This is a genomic window from Vibrio tubiashii, from assembly GCF_028551255.1.
GTDB lineage: Bacteria > Pseudomonadota > Gammaproteobacteria > Enterobacterales > Vibrionaceae > Vibrio > Vibrio tubiashii_B.
In genome coordinates this window covers 764,993-787,051 of record NZ_CP117030.1, presented here as the reverse complement: position 1 = coordinate 787,051, position 22,059 = coordinate 764,993, and the positions used below count along the sequence as shown (strand labels likewise).

Sequence of the window (22,059 nt, the reverse complement as noted above, 5' to 3'; positions counted from 1 at the left end):
TCACCTCTATTCCACTACCTCAGTAAAGCCATACTGTTTAAACACACTTTGAGCTTGTTGACTATGGATAAACTTAACAAACCGCTGTGTCTCTATCTTCTCATTAAGCGGCGCCATCGGATAGACTATGTTTGCATGTGAACTGCTAGGTAATGTCGCCACTACCTCAACCTTATCACTTAGTAACGCATCCGTTTTATAGACAATGCCGAGAGGAGACTCACTTCTTTCGACTAACGTCAGCGCAATACGAACGTTGTTTGTCGGTGCGAGATGCGTTTTCACCTCATCCCAAACACCTAAATTAACTAGCGCCTGTTTGGCGTACATACCTGCTGGTACGGCGTTAGTTTGTCCAATCGCGAGACGATATCCCGCTAACGCGGATATCCAAGACTCCTCTGAATGTACATCCAAGTTATGAAGATGACCTTTAGGAGCAATAGCAACTAAACTATTCGCCGCAATATGTGTGACACCGTCACCCTTAACGATACTCTGCTCAACTAAATAGTCCATCCACTTTTGGTTTGCTGATATGTAGATATCCGCAGGAGCACCTTGCGCCAATTGACGTGCCAACGAAGCGCTTCCACCAAACACGGTTGTCACAGAGGTATCATTCGACTCTTCATACTGCTCGACAAGATCATTGACCACATTGGTCATTGATGAAGCCGCATAAATGCGCAGCGACTCAGAATGAGCATTAAAGCTCACACATGCAAAAAAGGCTAAAAGAGAATGTTTTAAACTGGTCATGGTTGCATTGATTATAATTCAGGCCATAGCTTTTTAAGATCGAGATGCTGCTCTATGGCGTCGGCAATCCTATCAATGGCTTTTTGTTGGTTTAGTTGGTGATCTATCTTCGCCACGTTTTCAACACCCACCCACTTGCAAATGGCGGATACAGCGTCAGCATTATCAAAGATACCATGGAGGTAGGTACCGAGCACTTGATTGCAATCACTGATCGTGCCATCGAGCTGTTTATTTTCCAGCTCAATCAGATGATTCGATGATACATGACTGACTCCGGCATGTATTTCATATCCACTGACGGCAATATCATTACCCTCTAATGTCATCGTGCCACTCACATTGGTTAGTGTTTTGCCTTGCTTAAGTTCGGTCTCTACGCAGAGATGCCCTAGCCCTTGACTAGAGCCCGGATCACTTTCAATTCCGAGAGGATCATGAATCATCGAACCAAGCATCTGATATCCACCACAAATTCCCATCACTTTACCGCCTAACCTAAGGTGTCTATTGATATCTTTATCCCACCCTTGGCTGCGTAGATAGTCAAGATCATTTCGAACTGATTTTGAACCAGGCAGTATGATTAAATCGGCCTCAGATAAGCGTTCCCCTTTACCAACGTATCTTAAGTTGATATCTGGATTGAGTCTGAGCGTATCGAAATCGGTGTGATTACTAATGCGCGGAAATACAGGAACAACCACATTTAGCTTGGCGTTTTCGCTGCTCACTTGCTGGGCATTGATCGCGTCTTCGGCCTCTAAGTCGAAACCATGCAAATAAGGCAAAACCCCAATGACAGGCTTACCGGTTTTCTCTTCTAACCAATCGAGCCCTGGCTCCAAAAGGGAAATATCGCCGCGGAAACGGTTAATAACAAAGCCTTTCACTCGCGCCTGTTCACTTTCAGATAGTAGCGCTAAAGTCCCGTAAAGATGAGCAAATACACCGCCGCGATCAATATCGGCAACAATAATGACAGGAACGTCGGCCTCTTCGGCAAATCCCATGTTTGCGATATCGTTAGCTCTTAGATTGATTTCTGCGGGACTACCTGCACCTTCGATTAATACGGATTCGTATTGTGACTGGAGGATAGAAAAAGATTCCATCACCACTGGCAAGGCCACTTTTTTGTAACTCTGATAGCCAATTGCATCAACCGTCGTAGTTGCCTTCCCCTGAAAAATGACCTGAGCACCCATGTCCGTATTTGGTTTAAGCAAAACTGGATTCATATGAACACTAGATTCAATGTTGGAGGCGAGAGCTTGAACGGCTTGTGCTCGGCCTATCTCGCCCCCATCAGTGGTAACAGCGCTGTTGAGTGCCATATTCTGCGGTTTAAATGGTGCGACTTTAATGTTTCTTCGAGCTAATACGCGGCATAAACCTGCCACTAGAACACTTTTCCCTGCGTCTGAGGTAGTGCCTTGGACCATAAGCGCTTTCAATGTGGATTGCATGAACTATTAATACTTATTCGATTCATAGAGATAAGGCTAATAATAACGGCATTTGGCTAATTTCCTCAACAATATGAATCGAATATGAATCTAACACTCAGCATGGATTCAAAATGGGTCTGTTTTAATAGCACCATCAAACAAACACTGCCTGACATTAGAAAGGAAAACATGATGAAAAAAGTAATTCTTGCTACCGCTGCGACCCTTATCCTTGCGCCTACCTTTGCTTTGGCAAAAGAAGGTCACCATGAAAAAGGGGCTGGAATTCAGTACAGCGGCCCTGTTGAGCTCACTACCGTAGACACTTTATTAGCGGATACCAGTATGTTCACTGAGAAGAATGTTGTTGTTGAAGGTAACCTTCTGCGACAAGTTAAAGGCGACACCTTTATCTTCTCTGATGGCAAAGGTGAGATTCAAGTAGAACTGGATGACGACATTCATATGGCACAACCAATTGATCATACGACAAAAGTACGTCTTTTCGGTGAGTATGAAGGCGGCAACACACCAGAAATTGAAGTTGATCGTATTCAGATTCTATAAATCCCCTGAATTAGTTCTCTGATTAGGCTATGATTTGGCTTGCTTATTGCAAGCCATTTTTATTAGTCAATTTATTGTTGTTAGTCGGAGACTACTTTTGAAAAAACTCATTTTGGCCAGTGCTCTAGCGATTGCAGGAATCAGCACAAGCGCCCAAGCGAACAATTTTAACTATAACTTTTTCGAAGTTCGAACAGCTATTGGACCTGAAATGACGGGTGCAGAGTTTAGTACATTCTTTACCGAAAACTCTCACTTTATTCTCCGTGCAGATACCCAGTTTGATAAAGACTATGATCTCGCTGGTGGTATTGGATTTAATGGCCCAATCAGTCAGTTTGCCGACGTCTACGGCCAGTTACTTGTCCACCAAGTGAAATACACACCAGAAGCCGGTGGCGAAAGTGATACTCAAGCCGAAATTAACGTCGGTGTCCGCCTTTGGTTAACCGATCAAGTTGAAGCAACAGGGCGTATCGGTCGTAATGATGATGCATCTGTTTTCCATGCAGGTGTGCGTTTCCACTCTACACAACAACTTTCCCTTTCAGCGGAAACTCGCAATAATGGCCTTTATGGCCCGCAAGTTACTATGTCGGTTCGATTCCAGTATTAAGCCATCAAGCCAAACATAAAAACTAAGCCCTGTTTATAACAGGGCTTAGTTTTATCTAACAATGATCTTTCTTGGAACTAACTCTACGCCAGCTTGATAGCGTTTTGCAGCTGCATTGAGCGCCAGTTCCATCGCACTGTCAGCAATCAGTTCGAATTGCTGAGGTAGCGAGTTCACTTTCATTGGTAAAAAATCCAACAAACGGTTGTCACCAAATGTCGCAATTTTGATCTTGTTTGCTAATTCCGGTCGTTCCAACAGTACATCCAATACCCCTTCTAACAAGGTATAAGAGGTGGTGACAATAGCATCCGGCACTTTATCCTCTTTACACCAAGCTTCAAGCACTTGTTTACCGTCTTTGCGATTAAAGTGTTCGCCATAACCAACTATACAGGCCACATTTTGCTGTTTTGCCGCGGAAACAAATCCTAACTCACGCTCACGAGATATGTTCAGCTCTGGCAGTGCCCCAATAAGACCAACATTTGTTACATTGTCACCAACAACCGACTGAGTCAGCTCAAAAGCGCCGCCAAAATCCTCACTGATTACACAAGAGAAGTGCTCGTCGTCGAGCGGACGGTCAAGCGCGATGACTGGCGTCCCTTTTGATTTTAACTGCAAGTAGAACTCACTAGCGTCTGGAATCACACTAGCGACGAACAATGCATCAACTTTACGACTGACCAAGGCTTGAACGACGTTTTTCTCTGTTTCAGGTTCATCGTCTGAGCACGCGATTAGAATCTGATACCCTGCCGAACGTGAGTTCTGCTCAAGCAATTTAGCCAATCTTGCATAACTGGTGTTTTCTAGATCGGGAATGATAAGCCCAAATGAACGGCTCTGTCCGGCTCTTAATGTGCTGGCAGCAAGATCAGGGCGGTAATTGTGCTCATTCACCACATCCATCACTTTTCTCTGCGTTTTCTCGCTGATTCTGTACTTTTGAGCTTTACCATTGATCACATAGCTCGCCGTCGTCTTTGAAACCCCAGCAAGCTTTGCTATCTCATCTAGTGTCATATCCACAACCTTTGTTCTGTGCGCCGGATCATAATACTTTATAAATGATCTTACGATGAGTTGAATTATAAGCTGAAACGATTCAGTATAAAAGCTGAAAGGATTCAGCAAGGTCTATAAAGTGAGTGAAATCACTTAATTTCTAGAGTGGTGGTTTTAAGTAGTCACTTTTTATCAGTAAGTTAGACCTGATAACGCTGAACCAATATTTTTTATCTTTTTGCTGAATCGATTCAGTTAAGCAAAAAGACATTGTAAATGAAGACTCGATTAAAAGTTTAAATCCCTTAAGGCTGGAGAAGCACCATGCTTAAGTTAGTGAAAAATGACATCACCCTTTCCCAAAAAGCGACCGATAAGTTTGAAGCGATCAAAAACATTGCACAGGCTCTAACGGAGAAAGGCCTTGTTGAGCAAAGTTATGTTGAAGGCATGTTAAACCGTGAGAAGCAAAACTCAACTTTCTTGGGTAACGGTATTGCGATCCCACATGGTACGACCGACACACGTTCTATGGTCAAAACGACTGGCGTTTCCGTTCATCATTTCCCTAACGGTGTTGAGTGGGGAGATGGCAACAAAGTGTTTGTCGCCATTGGTATCGCGGCTAAATCTGATGAGCACTTGGGCATCCTTAAACAGCTAACAAAAGTTTTGGCTGCTGATGGCGTTGAAGCGCGTTTACGTAGTGCTAAAAGCGAACAGGATATCATTGCCCTACTCAACGGCGATGTTCAATTAGAAGCAGACTTCGATGCTGCACATATTCAACTGAAGTTCCCTGCGAGTGACATGGTGCAAATGAGTGCGGTTGCGGGTGGCCTTCTTAAAAACACAGGTTGTGCAGGTGCAGAATTCGTTGCCGATCTGGTGACCAAAACACCTACACACCTTGGTCAAGGTCTCTGGCTTGTAGGTAGCGATAAGCAAGTAACCCGTACAGGCGTTTCTTTTGTATCCACTGCCAATGATTGTGAGCTTGACGGTGAGAAAGTTCGTGCACTCGTCGCTTTCGCTGCTTGTAACAACGCTCATCAGCCTATTCTCAAGACAATTTCGACACTTGTGTTTAACAACGAACACAGCAAGTTACTGGATGCCACCGCTGAGCAGATTCTAGCGCTATTGAAGGGCGAAGAAGTCGCGACCGACGGCGATGAAACTGGTAATAGCGCCATTTTCAAGATTAAAAATGCACACGGCCTACACGCTCGTCCGGGGGCAATGCTCGTTGCAGAAGCGAAAAAGTTCGAATCAAACATTCGCGTTGCGAATCTCGATGGCGACGGTAAAACCGTTAACGCGAAGAGCCTGATGAAAGTGATTGCGCTCGGTGTTAAACATGGCCACCAGCTTCAGTTCTCTGCAGAAGGTCCAGATGCAGCACAAGCATTAGAATCGATTGGTAAAGCCATTGCTTCTGGTCTAGGTGAAGGTTAAGGAACTTGGTCATGTCTGCATTGAAAACAAATAAAGTCGTTACCATCACGCTAAATCCGGCTCTTGACCTAACAGGTTCATTAGATTCGCTTTCCGTTGGCTCAGTAAGCCTAGTAGAAAAAAGCAACCTACACGCCGCGGGCAAAGGAGTAAACGTTGCCAAGGTCCTTAGTGATCTTGGTGCCGAGGTCACGGTAACTGGTTTTCTTGGTAAAGATAATCCGGAGCTCTTCCATCAGCTATTTGACGATATCCAAGTCAACAATGAGTTTGTAGAGGTGCAAGGTGCTACTCGCATTAATGTCAAACTTGTCGAAGCCGATGGTCAAGTTAGCGACATTAACTTCCCTGGCGTTCACGTAACGAAAGAAGAAATAGATTGCTTTGAGCAAACCCTTTTTAGGCTCGCAGAAACTCACGACTACTTTGTACTCGCCGGCAGCCTTCCGGGCGGTGTTAGCCCTGAGCAATGCGCCGCTTGGATCGAAAAACTGCATCAGCAAGGCAAGAAAGTTTTGTTTGATAGCAGCAAAATGGCATTGCGTGCAGGCATTGAGGCTCAGCCTTGGCTGATCAAACCCAATGATGAAGAACTCAGTGATCTTATTGGTGATCATCTATCAACTCCAGAGCAGTGCCAAACAGCGGCTCAAACGCTAAGCAACAAAGGCATCGCCAATATTGTCGTTTCAATGGGCGCAGACGGAGTAATGTGGCTTAACCAAGGTCAATGGTTACATGCCAAACCGCCACGTATGAATGTGGTCAGCACCGTAGGCGCAGGCGATACGCTTGTCGCGGGCTTGTGCTGGGGTCACATGCAACTCATGCCCAAAGAAGATTTATTACGCTTCGCCACCGCTCTCTCTGCCCTAGCAGTCAGTCAGGTTGGCGTTGGACTTACCAGTCAGGAAGAACTGGATAACATCAAGCTCCAAACACAAGTAAGCGAGCTCTACCCTAATACGAACTTAGACAACAACTAAGGAACAGAAGGTTATCAGTATGAATATTGCCATTATTACAGCTTGTCCAAGTGGTGTTGCAAACAGCATCATTGCGGCAGGTCTACTAGAACAAGCCGCCGCTAAACTAGGATGGAATGCGAAAATTGAATGCCAATCTAGCGTGATTGAATCAACACTGCTTAATGATTCAGACATTCAACAAGCAGAAGTCGTTATCATTGCGGCTAACACTCCGGTCGATACTTCTCGTTTCGTAGGTAAAAAAGTCTATCGAGCTGATATCAGCTCAGTAGCGAAAGATGCATCGGCGTTCTTACAAACTGCCGTCGAAAACGCAGCCATTCTAGAGCAAGCAACGACAGTCGCAGCCCCAACAGAAAATACATCTGCAACTAAGAAGATTGTTGCTATTACCGCATGTCCAACAGGCGTAGCCCATACCTTCATGGCAGCTGAAGCACTTGAAGAAGAAGGCAAACGCCGCGGCCACCAAATCAAAGTGGAAACACGTGGCTCAGTAGGCGCGAAAAACCAACTCACCGACCAAGAAATCGCGGATGCAGATTTGGTCATCATTGCTGCTGATATTGAAGTGCCACTTGACCGATTCAACGGCAAGAAGATGTACCGCACCAAAACCGGTCCGACTCTTAAGAAAACGGCTGAAGAGATGGACAAAGCATTTGAACAAGCCAGCTTATACCAACACACAGGCGCTTCTAATGGCTCTACTGCAACAGAAGAGAAGAAAGGCGCATACAAACATCTTATGACAGGTGTATCTCACATGCTTCCTGTCGTGGTTGCTGGTGGTTTGATCATCGCCCTATCCTTCGTGTTTGGTATCGAAGCCTTTAAAGAAGAAGGTACACTCGCTGCTGCATTGATGACCATTGGTGGAGGCTCAGCGTTCGCTCTAATGATCCCAGTACTTGCGGGCTACATCGCATTCTCTATTGCTGACCGTCCAGGTCTAGCTCCGGGCCTTGTTGGTGGTATGCTAGCTAGCTCAACGGGCGCAGGATTCCTAGGCGGTATCGCAGCAGGCTTCATCGCAGGTTACGCAGCTAAGTTCCTTGCCGATAAGGTATCACTGCCACAATCGATGGAAGCGCTTAAACCAATTCTGATCATCCCATTCGTGGCCACCTTGTTCACGGGTCTTGTAATGATTTACATCGTAGGCGGCCCTGTTTCTGGCATCATGAATGGGCTGACTGATTTCCTCAACAACATGGGCTCTGACAGCGCTGTACTACTAGGTATTATCCTCGGTGCAATGATGTGCTTCGACTTGGGTGGTCCAGTAAACAAAGCCGCTTATGCATTCGGTGTTGGCCTACTTGCTTCGCAAACCTACGCGCCGATGGCCGCTATCATGGCTGCAGGTATGGTTCCAGCGCTTGGTATGGGTCTCGCTACCTTTATTGCTAAGAACAAGTTTGAACAAGGTGAGCGTGAAGCAGGTAAAGCCTCATTCGTGCTTGGTCTGTGCTTTATCTCAGAAGGCGCAATTCCATTCGCTGCGAAAGATCCAATGCGCGTTATTCCAGCATGTATGGCAGGCGGTGCGTTAACAGGTGCCCTATCTATGCTGTTCGGCGCGAAGTTAATGGCTCCTCATGGCGGACTGTTCGTACTACTGATTCCTAACGCAATCACGCCAGTGCTGATGTATTTGGTCGCTATCGCCGCAGGTACAGCGGTGACAGGTTTCACTTACGCTTTCTTAAAGAACAAAGCAGAAGCAAAGCAAGAGACTGCAACTGCTTAAACGTTTCTTGCCAATCCCCCGATAGATGGCAAAAGCACCTCGCAATAGAGGTGCTTTTTTTGTTTCGAGTGACGATACATCATCGCCCAAAATCGTCGGTAATGTGTATAAAAGCCCATTTATTTCTATTCCGACCATATATACGCAATTAATATTCAACCACGCTCACAGTAAGTAGAATGATATCGTAGTATGATTTGTTTTTTTACTGATTAACTTAATAATTAGAATAGTTAAATGTACAAACGTCGTTCCAAAATCGTCTTACAATTTATCGCTGTTTTTTGTGCGCTGTCGTTTGTCCCCTTCCTCTATTTTTACACTCAGCTTTCGCTCGTCGAGCAGCAAACTGAGCAATATGTCGAGCAACTCAACCGTAACAAGCTTGAGTATTCAAAAGTAGAGTTGCAAACATCTCTGCAAAAGATTTCAACATCGCTTCGTTACCTATCAAACAATGGTGTATTAAACCAAGCGATCTTAAATCCCACTCGTGAAAATCTTGATGCTTTAGAAGAGTTTTGGTTGCTTATCGCTAAAACACAAGGCTATTACTCTCAATTACGCTTTATTGACAAAGATGGTATGGAGATTGTTCGTATAAATAGCGGTGAACGGTTTATAGAGATTGTCGAACAAGAACGTTTACAACACAAAGGTGACCGCGATTATTTCGCTTTCGCCAAAACACTAGGTGACCACGATACGGGCAAATTCGGTATTGATCTCGAAATAGAAAACGGTCGTCTAGTGACCCCTTACCAGCCTGCTTACCGCGTCATCTACCCCATTACATTGAATGGCGAACGTAAAGGGTATTTTATTGCAAATCTTGATCTCAGTCGTTTGTATTATGGTCTGGCCTACAAGCGTAATCAGCTCAATTTGCCCATAGTTGCTACGGGAGACGGGTTTTATTTAATGTCGACGAATGGTGAAAAGATTCTAGGTAATTTGGTAAACGCTCACCGTGACTCCAATATTTCGAGCCAATTCCCTAAGCTATGGCGAGCCTTGCAGTTTAGTAAATTCGGCACTGTTAAAGAACGCGATTACTGGATTTCTTTCACTTCAACTGAACTCAATGACGTAGAACACGTTGAAGAGTTAGTCTTTTTTATTAAAACCTCCTTTGATGAAGCTCATGCGTTTACTGACGATGCTCGCCATGATCTCTATATCCAAGCAGCATTTATTCTGATTATTTTATTTCTACTCACCTTCACTTTTGTAACATGGAATCATAACCACGAAAAAAATAGCTTAGATAGCAAGATTGCTCGCGCCGCGATGAACGGTATGTCAGCCGTCGTTATTACCGACCGAAATAACCGTATCATTCAAGTAAACAGTGAGTTCACAAGGATTAGTGGCTACACCTTAGATGATGTAAAAGGTCAACCCCCTTCACTGTTTGCTTCAGGTAAGCATCAACAAGAATTCTATATGAATATGTGGAAGATTCTCGAAGAAAGAGGGCTATGGGAAGGCGAAGTGGTCAATAAGCGTCGCGATGGTTCACTCATCACAGAGATTCTACGCATTCAAACCGTCAAGGACCGTTTTGGTGTCATTCAATTCTATGTCGCCTCTTTTGTTGATATCTCGCATCGAAAAGAACTTGAAGACCGCCTAAGAGAGTTGAGTGAGAAAGATCCTATGACGTCGCTTTGGAATCGCCGTAAGTTCGATAAAGAGATGCAAAATCAAGCAATGCGTGCAAAGCGTTACTCAAATAATGAGCCTGCCACATTAGCCTTGATTGATATTGATCACTTCAAACGCATCAATGACAAGTTTGGCCACGATCGCGGTGATGATGTCATTAAAGACGTTGCGGGTTGCTTATCACACCACTTACGGGAAACCGATGTTATTGCCCGAATTGGTGGCGAAGAGTTCGCTATCATTATGCCTCATACAGACCTAAATGAGGCCGAAATGGTGCTCAACCGGGTTAGAACGGCTATTAATATAGAAAGCGAGCTGAACATCACTGTGAGTGCCGGTGCAACCGAAATTTCAGCGAAGCCTGAAGAGACCTATAAACGTGCAGACATTGCACTCTATGAGTCAAAATCTCTTGGCCGTAATCAAGTCTCTGTCCTTTCTGTCAGCGAAACACATTCAATTGCATAATTTTGGTGCAATGGTTATTTTATATGCACCAAGTTCACACATTTATGGTGCACGCGTTTGCAACAACCCTTATTGGTACGCTGTTTCCTAGTTGGCGCAGATCTTGAACTAACCTTCATATGTCGCTTGTTGCGCTATATGGAGATAGAATCATGCAAGATACCCTTACCGTTATCTTAGCTGGAGGAATGGGCTCACGTTTAAGTCCTCTTACGGATGACCGCGCTAAACCTGCTGTGCCTTTCGGAGGCAAATACCGAATCATTGACTTTACCTTAACCAATTGCCTCCACTCTGGGCTTCGCAAGATATTGGTGCTTACGCAATACAAATCTCACTCATTGCAAAAGCACCTGCGAGATGGATGGTCATTGTTTAACCCTGAGTTGGGCGAATTTATTTCGGTCGTCCCACCTCAGATGCGTGGTAAAGGTAAATGGTATGAAGGCACCGCTGATGCAATCTACCATAATCTGTGGTTATTAGAGCGAAGTGACGCTAAGCACGTTATCGTTTTATCCGGTGATCACATCTATCGCATGGACTATGCTGAAATGCTGAAAGATCATATTGAAAATGGCGCAAAGCTGACCATTGCGTCTATGGATGTCGCGAAAAAAGATGCATCGGCATTCGGTGTTCTTTCTGTTAACGACCAAGGCTTAGTAGAGACTTTCTCTGAAAAACCAGCAGATCCACAATCCATGCCTAACAAACCAGATCGTAGTTTGGCGTCTATGGGTATCTACATATTCGAGATGGAAACGCTTCAGCGAGTACTCCGAGAAGATGCTGACAATGACTTCTCTTCTCATGATTTTGGTAACGACATCATTCCTCGCTTAATCGATGAGCAATGCGTTTATGCTTACAACTTTTGTTCCGATCGAGGCCGTGTTGCGCGAGACTGCTATTGGCGAGATGTAGGAACAATCGATTCGTTTTATCAGGCAAACATGGACTTGTTAGAGCCAATTCCACCGATGAATCTGTATCAACCTAACTGGGGGGTTCGTACTTATGAGCCGCAGCTACCTCCCGCAAGAACAGTCTCTTCTGCCACGGGTAATGAAGGCATATTTATCAATTCGATTATAGCCAATGGTGTGATTAATTCCGGTGGTTCCGTGCAACACTCAGTCATCTCCTCCAATGTACGTATCAACGACAGCGCAACGATAGTAGACAGTATTTTATTTGACGATGTAGAAGTCGGTGAAGGATGTAAGTTGGTTAACTGTATCATTGATAAACATGTTTCAATTCCTGCCTATACTTCAATCGGATTAAATACCATTGAAGATGCTAAACGATTCCACATTTCAGAAAACGGTATCGTCGTTGTGCCTGAAAGCTACAAATTTTAGTCACTATGGGTTCAGCGATTACAACAAGGCCTTGGCGAATTGCCAAGGCCTTCTACTAATCAAGATTCAATTACTGAGGGCAATTAACTTCATCCCAAAACCAGTTTGACTGGGTTGGTGATTCCCATGCTCCCGGGTTATTCTTGGCAACGAAACACTTACCATTGTATGAGTACGTATCTCCATTGACCGCTTGGGTCACGCCTGGCTCCCATACTGATACTGTGCCGGAGTTGCCTCCATTATTGCCACCGTTGTTACCCCCATTATTTCCGCCGTTGTTTGCACCATTAGAGAGGTCTGCTAGCGGTAAATCTGGTTGCTCAAACTTAAATGCGTAATCCACTCCGCCCAGATTTACAGTGTAATTCGCAGGCCCGGAGATAGGTAGGTAGTAGACCATATCAAGATCGTACGTCCCACCGGCAGGCAGCTCTTTCCAACTTGGCAAGCTAAACGCGACTCTGTGCATTGGTCCATCAAGACCACCAATGTTGTTCGCTCTTGTGTGGCCAGACGCGATGACTTTTAATCCGCCACCGGATTGATCTTTAGCATTATCAGGAGCCGAGACTGGGATATCGAATTGGAACTCAGTCCCGCCAGGAATGGCTTGCCCTGTGTTGTTCGTGAAGGTTACTTTAGGGTTGATCGGATAGTTTTGATCACCAACTTTAAAGCCGCCGATCGTCACTGCTATATCAACAGCCTCGGTAGGTATTGCACCTGTTGAAACCTTATTGCCATATGGCGTCGCAGACTTAAACTTATCGTAGATAGCTTTCGTCATCGTGTTACCCATATGATATTCACCCGTTCCATTGACACAGGATTGCTCAGTCAAATCGACAGAGGTACGCTGTCCATTCTCAAGCAGATAACAGTTGTAGTCCCCTGCTAGCTCCCAGAACATAATGCCACCGATCTCTTTGTTAATGACGTAGTCCGCTTTAACAGAAACAGAGGCTTCATCTTCAGTGGAGAGGAAAACATTCTTTTGTGCGTTCCATAACCAAGGAGCAACCGCAACGCTGTCATAGTGTCTTGTATAGGCACCAACCAGTTGATCACTCGGATCATTAACAGGATCTAATCCATAAGCAGCGCTGTATGTACCCCATATCCCCTTCTCTAGATTTTTAGCATGCCACATTGGGCCTGAGCCCGCCCCCATTTCGTTGCCTTGAGGATCTTTATCATGCCACATGTTATCGATGCCCATCGCACCATTACCACAATTGTTCTTCTCGCCTTCCCCTGTTCCTTCAGGGCATTGGGCTTGATTCGGTAAGGCGGCGCGGCCCCAAAGACCATTAGTCCCACCTGTCACATCTTGCCAACCACGAGTGTAGTATGGAACACCAATGTTAATGCGGCCTGCTGGCATCGAACCACGGAAATAGTGGTAAGCCCAGTCGGTGTTCAGGTAGCCAATACCACCGTAGGCAGCCGTACCGTAGACATTCCACTGCGCTAACTCAGAGTCTTCTCCCGTATCGAATAACGCAGCATTGTGTCCTACATGATCATTCCATGCACCATGTAGGTCGTAGGACATGATGTTGACGTAGTCGAGATACTTTGTGACATCAAAGGTTTCCATACCTCGCAATAGATAGCCAGATGATGGAGCCGCAATAGTTAGCATGTAGTGAATACCGTCTTGCGCTGAAGCCGCGTCGAGTTTTTCACGTAAGACTTTCATTAACTCTTGGTAGGAAGCCCACAAATATGGGCGTCTCGGCTCCATAAAGGCTTTATCATAAGGATTTCCCGCACCTGCCATTGACGTCGGATATTCGTAGTCAATATCCAGACCATCGAATTTATAGGTACGCATCATTTCAACGGCTGAAGCGGCGAATTTTTCTATACCTGCGTGGTTAATTGAGCCATCCGCATTGGTTGTCATGGTGTAGAAACCACCATCAGCTACGCGATTGCCATTGGCATCAAAGTGGCCACCTGTTTCAGCCCAGCCCCCAATAGAAATTAGGGTTTTAACTCCATAGCGCTGTTTATAAGTCGCTAGCGCACCAAAGTGCCCTTTGAAGCCCAGTGTCGGGTCAATATCTACCCCTGGCCATTCTTTGCTTGTCGCCGCGTTGTTTGGATCGTTGACATCGCCTAAGTTCACTTTCCCATCAGAACCAATACCAACAAAGGCATAATTAATATGAGTCAGTTGTTCCCATGGAATGTCTTTGACGAGGTATGAGGCTTGTGGGTCATCACCCGCACGCCAACTAGTGAAATATCCGATCACGCGACGCGGGTGATCCGCTCCCATCTGCTCACGACCTTCGCCATCGTAGACGGTACAGTAAGGAACATTCACGCCTTGTGTCTGGTATAAACCGTCTGGACGACAATTAGCAACTGGCGGTACACCGTTAACGACGAGAGTAACAGGCGTTGAATTAGTGCTCGCCCCTAGATTGTCTGTTGCAACGGCATGCACCGCAAGACTGCCAGCTTGCACCGTTGTGTAATTCAAAGTGTAAGGCGCAGTCGCGGCAGTACCAACCAAACTACCACCAACATAAAAGTCGACTTTATCAACTGACCCATCCGCATCTGCGGCATTCGCCGTAAGTGTTACTAGGCTTCCTACATCAACCGAATTGGTAGAAAGCGTGATATCGACTGTAGGTGCAATGTTGTCAGGATTTGCAGAGTCGACATTGATTGTCACGCTACTGACTGTACTCTGAGCGCCTGCATCATCATAAGAAACCGCACTGATTTGGTGGCTACCAACGGTAGCGGTCCAAGTCACACTATATGGAGCCTGTGTCGCTTGTCCAACGACAACGCCATCAACAGAAAACTCCACCTTGGCAACCGTTCCATCTACGTCTGATGCGCTTGCAGATATAGTGACAGCGTCACCTTGTGTAATAACGTCAGAGGCAAGAGGAGACGTAACTGACACCGTAGGAGGCTCATTTCCCCCAGCTGCATCACACGCTCCTAAATGTTGCCAGTGCCCCCATTCTCCAGACGTTTGGGCGGGGTCATTTCCCTGCGTCCAATAATTGGCCTGATAACCCTCGCCCAAGTGTTGAACTTGATCACCCGTGTTATAAATGGTCGCTGAATCCCAAACTCCGAGAGGGTTACAGTCAACTGCGGCATAACTGTTGAATGCCATTAAACATGACGCGCTAAGAGTACTAAGGGTAAATACTCTTCTAGCCGTTCCTGACGTTGATTTATGCATTTCATTTATCCTTAAGTTATTGTTTAAACGCTTTAATTTCTATGTTTATCAATAAAATTAAACACTTAAAATATCGCGTAAAATAACCCTAGATAAGAATACCAAAATGACACGTATTGTTTGGTCAGACTATAAAATGACTCGCAATTTATAGCTTCATATATGCAACAAGCCGACACTTAATTTGCATCAATAACTAGTTTTTATTCGGTTATTGATAAAAAATAAGCCCCTTGATCATCACTGAAAAAGGGGCTTATCACAGAAGATTGACTAGATCTCCTATAGGGAAACGAGAATAATTCGCTTTGTTTTTATAATATTACTCAAACTTGAGTTAAAAAACACTGTAAATTTGTAAAACCTGATTTCCTCTTTTTACAGTTAGCTAACAAGTTTGGCTTTCGGGGTTTCATTAAAGTGGCGTTTAAACTCCCTTGAGAACTGAGAAGTACTGTTATACCCCACTAAACGTGCCGCTTCTCCAACTTTAACCCCCTCTAACTGTATCAACTCCCTCGCCTTATCTAGTCGTACCTTTTTAATGTATTGAATTGGAGAGGCTAAGGTGACACTCCGAAAGGCTTGGTGGAACGCAGAAACACTCATGTTTGCTTGTTCAGCAAGATCTTGCACTGTTACAGAAGCTGTATAGTTCTGATGTAAGTAATCTAGCGCTTTTGCCACACGTGCGTAGTGACCTTCATGGCGCGCAAGATCGAATAATACATGACCTTCTTTGCTCATTAAGGCTCTAAACGCTAACTCCTCCATCAAACTATCGCCTAACACTGCTAGCTCGATAGGATTACAGAGTGCTTTCATCAGCCTTTTGCAGACACCGAGCATATCGTCATCCATCGCCACAGATTTAAGACCGGAACGCACACTGCCATCTGCGCATGGCTTGTAACAGTTCATAGTTTCCAGTTTGTTCACGAGTCGGTGTAATACTTGTGGGTCGATGTCGATACTTAAACCTAGCAAGGGCTCTCCATCGACAGCAATAGCTTCACACTCTAAGGGCATTGGAACGCCGACAACGAGATAGTCATCAGGTCCATATTGAACAGGCTGATTGCCCAGGTAGATGTTCTTTTTACCTTGTCCCAGCACAATAACGCCAGATTGATAGACAAAAGGCCGACGCGTGTTTCCCTGACTACTTCGATAAAAGTAGAGCCCTTCAATTTCTGTTTTAGCAATCCCTTCGAGTTGATCGAAACCTTTCAAATCGACGTATTGCTGCATAAGTTCGGCGAGTGACATTTTTGCTCCGCTAAAATTAACTTTGGAGAAATAGGCATAACATTTGGAGTAATTGGCCTTTATCAAGCCACATTCCACTACTAATATGCATATTAACGATAAAGATTACAATCCATAACTGGAAGCAAGAGGCATAACACGATGCAATTTTCATACGTCAACCCAACCCAGATTCAATTTGGTCAAGGTCAGATTCAAAGCATTCAATCCATCATCCCTACCGAGCAAAAAGTACTTGTTATATACGGTGGTGGCTCAATAAAAAGTAATGGTGTTTATGATCAGGTTTCACAAGCTCTGAGCAACCACACTTGGAGTGAATTTGCTGGCGTAGAGCCAAACCCAACAAAAGAAACACTTGATAAAGCCGTGGCTCTAGTCAAGCAACAAGGTATCGACTTCATACTCGCAGTGGGCGGTGGTTCGGTCATCGATGGCTCAAAATATGTCGCAGCCGCGGCGAAATATGATGGTGATGGTTGGGACATTATGGTTGGCAAACATCAAGTGACTGAAGCCGTGCCGCTCGGTGCCATCCTAACCTTACCGGCTACAGGTTCAGAGTCAAACATGGGAGCTGTAATTACCAAAGCAGAAACTCATGACAAACTGCCGTTCATGACACCGCATGTACAGCCTAAGTTTGCGGTCATGGACCCAGATGTAATGAAAACTCTGCCAGAAAAACAGTTAATCAATGGTATCGTCGATGCATGGGTTCACGTCTGCGAGCAATACTTAACCAACCAACACGGCGCTATGGTTCAAGATGGCTACGCAGAAGCGCTGCTTAAAAACTTAAAAGTGTTAGGTGCTGAATTTGCACAGCGCGACAATGATCAGTGGCGTGCAAACTTGATGTGGACAGCGAACCAAGCTCTCAACGGTCTGATTGGCTCTGGCGTTCCGCAAGATTGGGCAACGCATATGATCGGTCACGAATTTACGGCGCTTTGGGGAGTTGATCACGCGCGTTCACTCGCTATTGTTCAGCCTTCTTTGCTACGTAATCAATTTGCTGTTAAGAAGACAAAACTAGAACAGATGGGTGTTAACGTATTTGGTCTAGAAGCAACAGACGATCTTGCTGAGCAAACCATAGTGGCTATCGAATCTTTCTACCAATCGCTAGGTGTCGCCACACAATTTAGCGAATACGAAGCCGATAAAGAGCAGGCCGTTGATTCTGTTATTAATCAACTGACACAACACGGCATGGTTGCACTGGGTGAAAACCAAGCGATCAACTTAGAGCAAAGCCGTAAGATCCTTGACCTTGCTATTGCGTAAATTCAGCTAAGTTATTAATCTAAAAAGCAGCATTCGCTGCTTTTTTTGTATAAGAAGGATTTATGTGGCTATTAATTACCCTAACGTGCGCAATACACGTATGGAGTATTAACCAAAGCAATCGTTGGATTTTTTATTTATCGAAGCCGACACCGATCTTTCTTATGTCTATTATTGTCTTTGGCAGTCAACAAGCCCAGACAACCTACGCCCTGTGGATTGGCGTTGGCCTAGTCTTATCTTGCATAGGTGACATTTTTTTAATGCACCCAAAAGATAAGTTTATACAAGGTCTTAGCGTTTTTTTACTTGCTCATTTTGCTTATAGCATCGCTTTTTTCAGTGCGGTAGATATGCAAGTTAATGTCTGGATATTGTTAACGCTCCTTGCGATTGGAACGCTGGTCTATCTTCTGTTATTGCCAAACTTAGGCCGTTGGAAACTGCCTATCGCCGTCTATAGCTTAGGAATATTGATGATGGCTTGGGGCACCATCGAGCATTGGAACTCATCTTTAGGCTCTGGGGCGGGTTATGCCGTGTTAGGCGCATTTATTTTCATCGTGTCGGATGTCGTACTAGCAGTGGATCGTTTTCGTAGCCACTCAGCTTACTCACGTCACGTTGTGATGATCACCTATTACACGGCTCAAACCTTGCTGACGTTGTCAGTCGTCGCTTCTTAGGCTGGTACCTGAAAACGATAAATTAAATCATCGTAGTATTTACCGCCTAGCAAATAGGCATCTTTTTCACGTTCCGCTAAGGTAAACCCTGCTTTCTCAAGCACTTTGCATGAAGCAATGTTTCCATCGGTCACAATCGCATTGACCGTTTTAATCGGAAACTCACTAGTAGCATGATCAATCAAGGCAACTAAAGACTCCGTTCCATAGCCTTTACCGTGGAATTCTGGCAGTAATAGATAACCTACTTCAACTTCATCCTTGCTTTGTTCAGAGACACACAAACCAGTCACACCAACAGCATCACCGGATTCTTTCTCCCGAATCACCAGACACAACCAATGGCTGTCAGGCCAGTTCCAAGCGGGTAATCTTGAAGTAAAGCGCTCTCGGATTTGTTCTGTAGACGGTTTATCGAAAGCGTAACGAATCACATCTTCATCTTGATTTAATCGTTCAAACAGCGCCCAATCATCTTCCGTTATTTGAGCCATGGAAAGTTTTTTTGATTCAATTTGGTTCATATCTAATCTAATAATTCTTTCAGTGCATCGTTCGATTGCGAAACAAGCAAAGTTAACCCAGCTTTGTGCTGTTGATAACACTCCAAAGGGGTTGGTGACTTTTCTATCTCCAAGCAAAGATCGTATAAGGAGTCTAAGCCTAAGCTGCCCGCAGAACCTTTTAACTTATGTGCTAACTGTACCGTGTTATGCTGATTCTCTTGTTTAGTAGCGGCATCGAGTTGTTCAAGTATTTCATCAGCACCCTGATTAAACATCATGCTGATTTCTTTCATTTTTTCTCTGCCTAATACTTCCATATCAGCCAGAATAACATTCGGATTAATAATTGACCGTTTTTGCATGCCTATTTCTACATCACAATCATCACTTTGGGCAAGTAACAGAGGCTTCCCTTCTAAACTATTTTGAATTACTTGGCATAATTGATCTTTATCTAATGGTTTAGGTAAGTAACCATCAAAGCCTGCTGCTAAGTAACTTTCAACTTCTTCGTTGTATACGTGCGCAGAGACGGCAATCATTGGTATATCGTTTGTAGTCCCTTGTTCGAGTTGATATGACTTAAATTCTTTGAGTAACTCTGCGCCGTTACAATCGGGGAGATTAATGTCCATCAGCACCAAATCGAACTGCTCTTCTTTATACAAAGAGAAGGCCTTCTCGCCTGTTACCGCAGTATGTACCTCATGGTTCATGCTTTTCAAGAACCCTTCTGCAACCATGCAGTTGACTGGATTATCTTCGACAAGCAAAACCTTAGCCTTGATTCGACAATCGGTGGTCACTTCTAGCTCTTCGAACTCCTGACCTAGTGTCAGCGGGATAGAAAACCAAAAACAGCTACCTTCCCCGACGCTTGAGTCGACAAACAATTGCCCGCCCATTGCTTCAACAATGCGCTTACTGATCGCTAAGCCTAAGCCCGTTCCGCCTTTTGCTCCCATGCCACCAGCTGCTTGGGTAAACGCGTCAAACAAGGTCAGTTGTTCGTCTGCACTGATCCCCACTCCGGTATCGGAAACCTCGAACATGATGTGCTGTGGAGTATCTGGATCAAGCGACACATAAATATCGACATTGCCTTGTTCGGTAAACTTAATCGCGTTACCAACCAGATTATTGAGAACCTGACTGATACGTGTGACATCACCAAACCAGTATTTTTCAACATCGCTTTCGATACAGTATTCAAGCTGCAAGGACTTTTCCTTTGCCCTGCCCAACAGTAGTTGCTTGGTATCATCGACCATGGCAGGAAGATTGAAATCAACTGGGCGAATCTCAAGATGTCCCGCCTCTATTTTTGAGTAATCTAAAACATCGTTGAGAATCGCTAATAATGTCGTACCGCTGCGATTAATCACGTCAACATAGTGAGCTTGGGTACTGTTGAGCCCGGCGTCTTTTAGCAGGCGTGCTGTACCAAGAACGCCATTCATCGGTGTGCGAATTTCATGGCTCATTGTAGCTAAGAATGCGGATTTAGCTCGGCTCGCTTGCTCGGCTTCTTGACGCGCTCTGGCGTGATTCTCTACTTCCTCATTTAAACGGGTATTGGCATTTTGCAGCTGATGTGTTCGCTCAGTCACTAGCTCTTCAAGATGACCTTTGTGTTCTTCCAATTCTCGCTTAGCGGCTGCTTCACTCTCTGCAACCACCTTTAACGCTTTCGCTGTGTTGCGCGCAGTAATAATCGCTTGTCCCATATGGGCCAATTCGTCGCTGCCTCTCACTTTGAGGTCAACTTCAAGCTGCCCTTTGGCAATCGAAAGCAGCGCTGAAGAATACTCTGCGAGTCGTTTAACGACCGAGACATAGACGACTTTCCACACGATAATGACCACTATCAACATACCCAATATTGTGATGATGGTTAGGGTCAACTGTGCGTAATCTAGCGTGGTTTTTAACTCAGCGACAGCGCGTGTCGTTGCAGAGTTTGAATCATCAACAAGCTTGTTTACCGTCGTGTTTAGTGTCGAAAACTGAGTAAGCGTATCTTGCATCAACTGCTGTGCTGAAAGTTCGTTCTCATAACGTTGAGTGAGAACATCAAACACCACTTCTCTTTGTTCTAACTTATCAAGTAAGGCCGTCATCTGAGCGGAACGCGTTGGATCTTCTACCGCTTGAACTCGACGCGTCATAATACTCAAGTTGTTGTTAAATTCTTGGCGTATGGTGCGAATACGATCAATATCAGAGATGGTGCGCGTCTCTTCAATATGGTTAAGCAGCTTAAAAGCGAGTAGATGAAGCTCGTGTAAACGCTCAGCCAAATCGAGATCGACTTCCACTAAAGTGTCGAGCGCCTGATAAGCCTGATCTTTTTTGTTTTTTTCCAGTAGCGCATAGATATGCGTAACGTTAGCTACAGCAATGGTTGACGTGTTTGCGACTTGAGTACGAGTAAGCTGCTCTAGTTCTCTCGCCAGTTTTCTTAGCTCTTGAGTTCTTATCGCAAGATCATCACTAAGAAATAGCCTTCTTTCGACCACAATTCCCAGTTTAGCCAGCGTGTCGATAACACCTTGTACGTCTGATTCCAATCTATCAAGCAATGACGAATCAAACGAATCTGATCCCAACTGTTTTATATGCGTGAGCAAGGTTTCGAGTTGCGAAAAGAGCTCTTTACCTGACTCTTGGCGTTCTGCTTCAGTTTTAGCGTTGGAGAGTGTCTGTACAGAGGAGATAATGCGTGAACTGAGTTCCGAAACCTGACGGGCTTCGATCATTGAAGGGATGGCAGAGTTAACTACGTTACGCTCGGTTTTTGCTACGGACGAAAACCCAAACATACCGATCAGAGCGGATATTAAAACCAGCAGCGCCATGGCCAAAAATGACAGCAACAATTTACGGCCAATACTCGCTTTAGCAAGTAACATTGAGAATCTTCACTTCTTAACTCTTCTATAATGCGCTATATTTTGCAGTGTTTATTCGCC

At 44.8% G+C, this 22,059-nt stretch carries 16 protein-coding genes; 9 read left to right on the top strand and 7 right to left on the bottom strand.

Annotation, left to right across the window (positions count from 1 at the left end; translation table 11 throughout):
• Positions 1-6: 6 nt before the first annotated feature.
• Both modA and LYZ37_RS18875 read right to left on the bottom strand, forming a co-directional pair.
• Positions 7-762, bottom strand: a complete 756-nt coding sequence (modA, locus tag LYZ37_RS18880) for a molybdate ABC transporter substrate-binding protein (RefSeq protein ID WP_272788345.1) — start codon at positions 760-762, stop codon at positions 7-9.
• An 11-nt stretch (positions 763-773) separates the two neighbouring features.
• Entirely contained in the window at positions 774-2,231 is a 1,458-nt protein-coding gene (locus LYZ37_RS18875) for a cobyric acid synthase (RefSeq protein WP_272788344.1), read from the bottom strand.
• A 174-nt stretch (positions 2,232-2,405) separates the two neighbouring features.
• Here LYZ37_RS18875 and LYZ37_RS18870 point away from each other — a divergent pair, with 174 nt between their 5' ends.
• Together LYZ37_RS18870 and LYZ37_RS18865 are read left to right on the top strand one after the other, a co-directional pair.
• Positions 2,406-2,780 carry a YgiW/YdeI family stress tolerance OB fold protein gene (locus tag LYZ37_RS18870; protein ID WP_272788343.1) on the top strand — a complete coding sequence of 125 codons (375 nt, stop codon included), beginning with the start codon at positions 2,406-2,408 and terminating at the stop codon, positions 2,778-2,780.
• A gap of 97 nt (positions 2,781-2,877) precedes the next feature.
• The gene (locus LYZ37_RS18865; RefSeq protein ID WP_272788342.1) at positions 2,878-3,396 is read left to right on the top strand and encodes a hypothetical protein; all 519 of its coding nucleotides are present in this window, start codon (positions 2,878-2,880) and stop codon (positions 3,394-3,396) included.
• A 51-nt stretch (positions 3,397-3,447) separates the two neighbouring features.
• Here the strand turns inward: LYZ37_RS18865 and cra are convergent, their stop codons facing one another.
• Positions 3,448-4,425, bottom strand: a complete 978-nt coding sequence (gene cra / locus LYZ37_RS18860) for a catabolite repressor/activator (RefSeq protein ID WP_272788341.1) — start codon at positions 4,423-4,425, stop codon at positions 3,448-3,450.
• A gap of 306 nt (positions 4,426-4,731) precedes the next feature.
• On the opposite strand from cra, the gene fruB reads away from it, so the two are divergent.
• The 5 genes from fruB to glgC all read left to right on the top strand — a co-directional run bounded on the left by fruB (position 4,732) and on the right by glgC (position 12,113).
• Positions 4,732-5,865: a fused PTS fructose transporter subunit IIA/HPr protein gene (gene fruB / locus LYZ37_RS18855; RefSeq protein ID WP_272788340.1), complete on the top strand. Its 1,134-nt coding sequence runs from the start codon at positions 4,732-4,734 to the stop codon at positions 5,863-5,865.
• Positions 5,866-5,876: 11 nt separating this feature from the next.
• On the top strand, positions 5,877-6,851 hold the full coding sequence (pfkB, locus tag LYZ37_RS18850; RefSeq protein ID WP_272788339.1) for a 1-phosphofructokinase: 975 nt from the start codon (positions 5,877-5,879) through the stop codon (positions 6,849-6,851).
• Positions 6,852-6,870: 19 nt separating this feature from the next.
• Positions 6,871-8,607, top strand: a complete 1,737-nt coding sequence (fruA, locus tag LYZ37_RS18845; protein WP_272788338.1) for a PTS fructose transporter subunit IIBC — start codon at positions 6,871-6,873, stop codon at positions 8,605-8,607.
• Positions 8,608-8,844: 237 nt separating this feature from the next.
• Complete coding sequence (locus tag LYZ37_RS18840; protein ID WP_272788337.1) at positions 8,845-10,746, top strand: sensor domain-containing diguanylate cyclase; 1,902 nt, start codon at positions 8,845-8,847, stop codon at positions 10,744-10,746.
• Between the two features lie 152 nt (positions 10,747-10,898).
• Positions 10,899-12,113 carry a glucose-1-phosphate adenylyltransferase gene (gene glgC / locus LYZ37_RS18835; protein WP_272788336.1) on the top strand — a complete coding sequence of 405 codons (1,215 nt, stop codon included), beginning with the start codon at positions 10,899-10,901 and terminating at the stop codon, positions 12,111-12,113.
• Between the two features lie 70 nt (positions 12,114-12,183).
• On the opposite strand, the gene LYZ37_RS18830 is transcribed toward glgC, so the two are convergent.
• Both LYZ37_RS18830 and LYZ37_RS18825 read right to left on the bottom strand, forming a co-directional pair.
• On the bottom strand, positions 12,184-15,336 hold the full coding sequence (locus LYZ37_RS18830; protein ID WP_272788335.1) for a chitinase C-terminal domain-containing protein: 3,153 nt from the start codon (positions 15,334-15,336) through the stop codon (positions 12,184-12,186).
• Positions 15,337-15,720: 384 nt separating this feature from the next.
• The gene (locus LYZ37_RS18825) at positions 15,721-16,605 is read right to left on the bottom strand and encodes an AraC family transcriptional regulator (protein WP_272788334.1); all 885 of its coding nucleotides are present in this window, start codon (positions 16,603-16,605) and stop codon (positions 15,721-15,723) included.
• Between the two features lie 141 nt (positions 16,606-16,746).
• Here LYZ37_RS18825 and LYZ37_RS18820 point away from each other — a divergent pair, with 141 nt between their 5' ends.
• Positions 16,747-17,895 carry an iron-containing alcohol dehydrogenase gene (locus tag LYZ37_RS18820; RefSeq protein ID WP_272788333.1) on the top strand — a complete coding sequence of 383 codons (1,149 nt, stop codon included), beginning with the start codon at positions 16,747-16,749 and terminating at the stop codon, positions 17,893-17,895.
• Between the two features lie 62 nt (positions 17,896-17,957).
• Positions 17,958-18,581, top strand: a complete 624-nt coding sequence (locus tag LYZ37_RS18815; RefSeq protein ID WP_272788332.1) for a lysoplasmalogenase — start codon at positions 17,958-17,960, stop codon at positions 18,579-18,581.
• Here LYZ37_RS18815 and LYZ37_RS18810 read toward each other — a convergent pair.
• A complete protein-coding gene (locus tag LYZ37_RS18810) occupies positions 18,578-19,105 on the bottom strand; it encodes a GNAT family N-acetyltransferase (protein WP_272788331.1) in 528 nt (175 codons plus the stop codon). The two genes, LYZ37_RS18815 and LYZ37_RS18810, sit on opposite strands and share 4 nt — an antisense overlap.
• Positions 19,106-19,107: 2 nt before the next feature.
• Complete coding sequence (gene torS / locus LYZ37_RS18805; protein WP_272788330.1) at positions 19,108-21,999, bottom strand: TMAO reductase system sensor histidine kinase/response regulator TorS; 2,892 nt, start codon at positions 21,997-21,999, stop codon at positions 19,108-19,110.
• Positions 22,000-22,059: the final 60 nt, after the last annotated feature.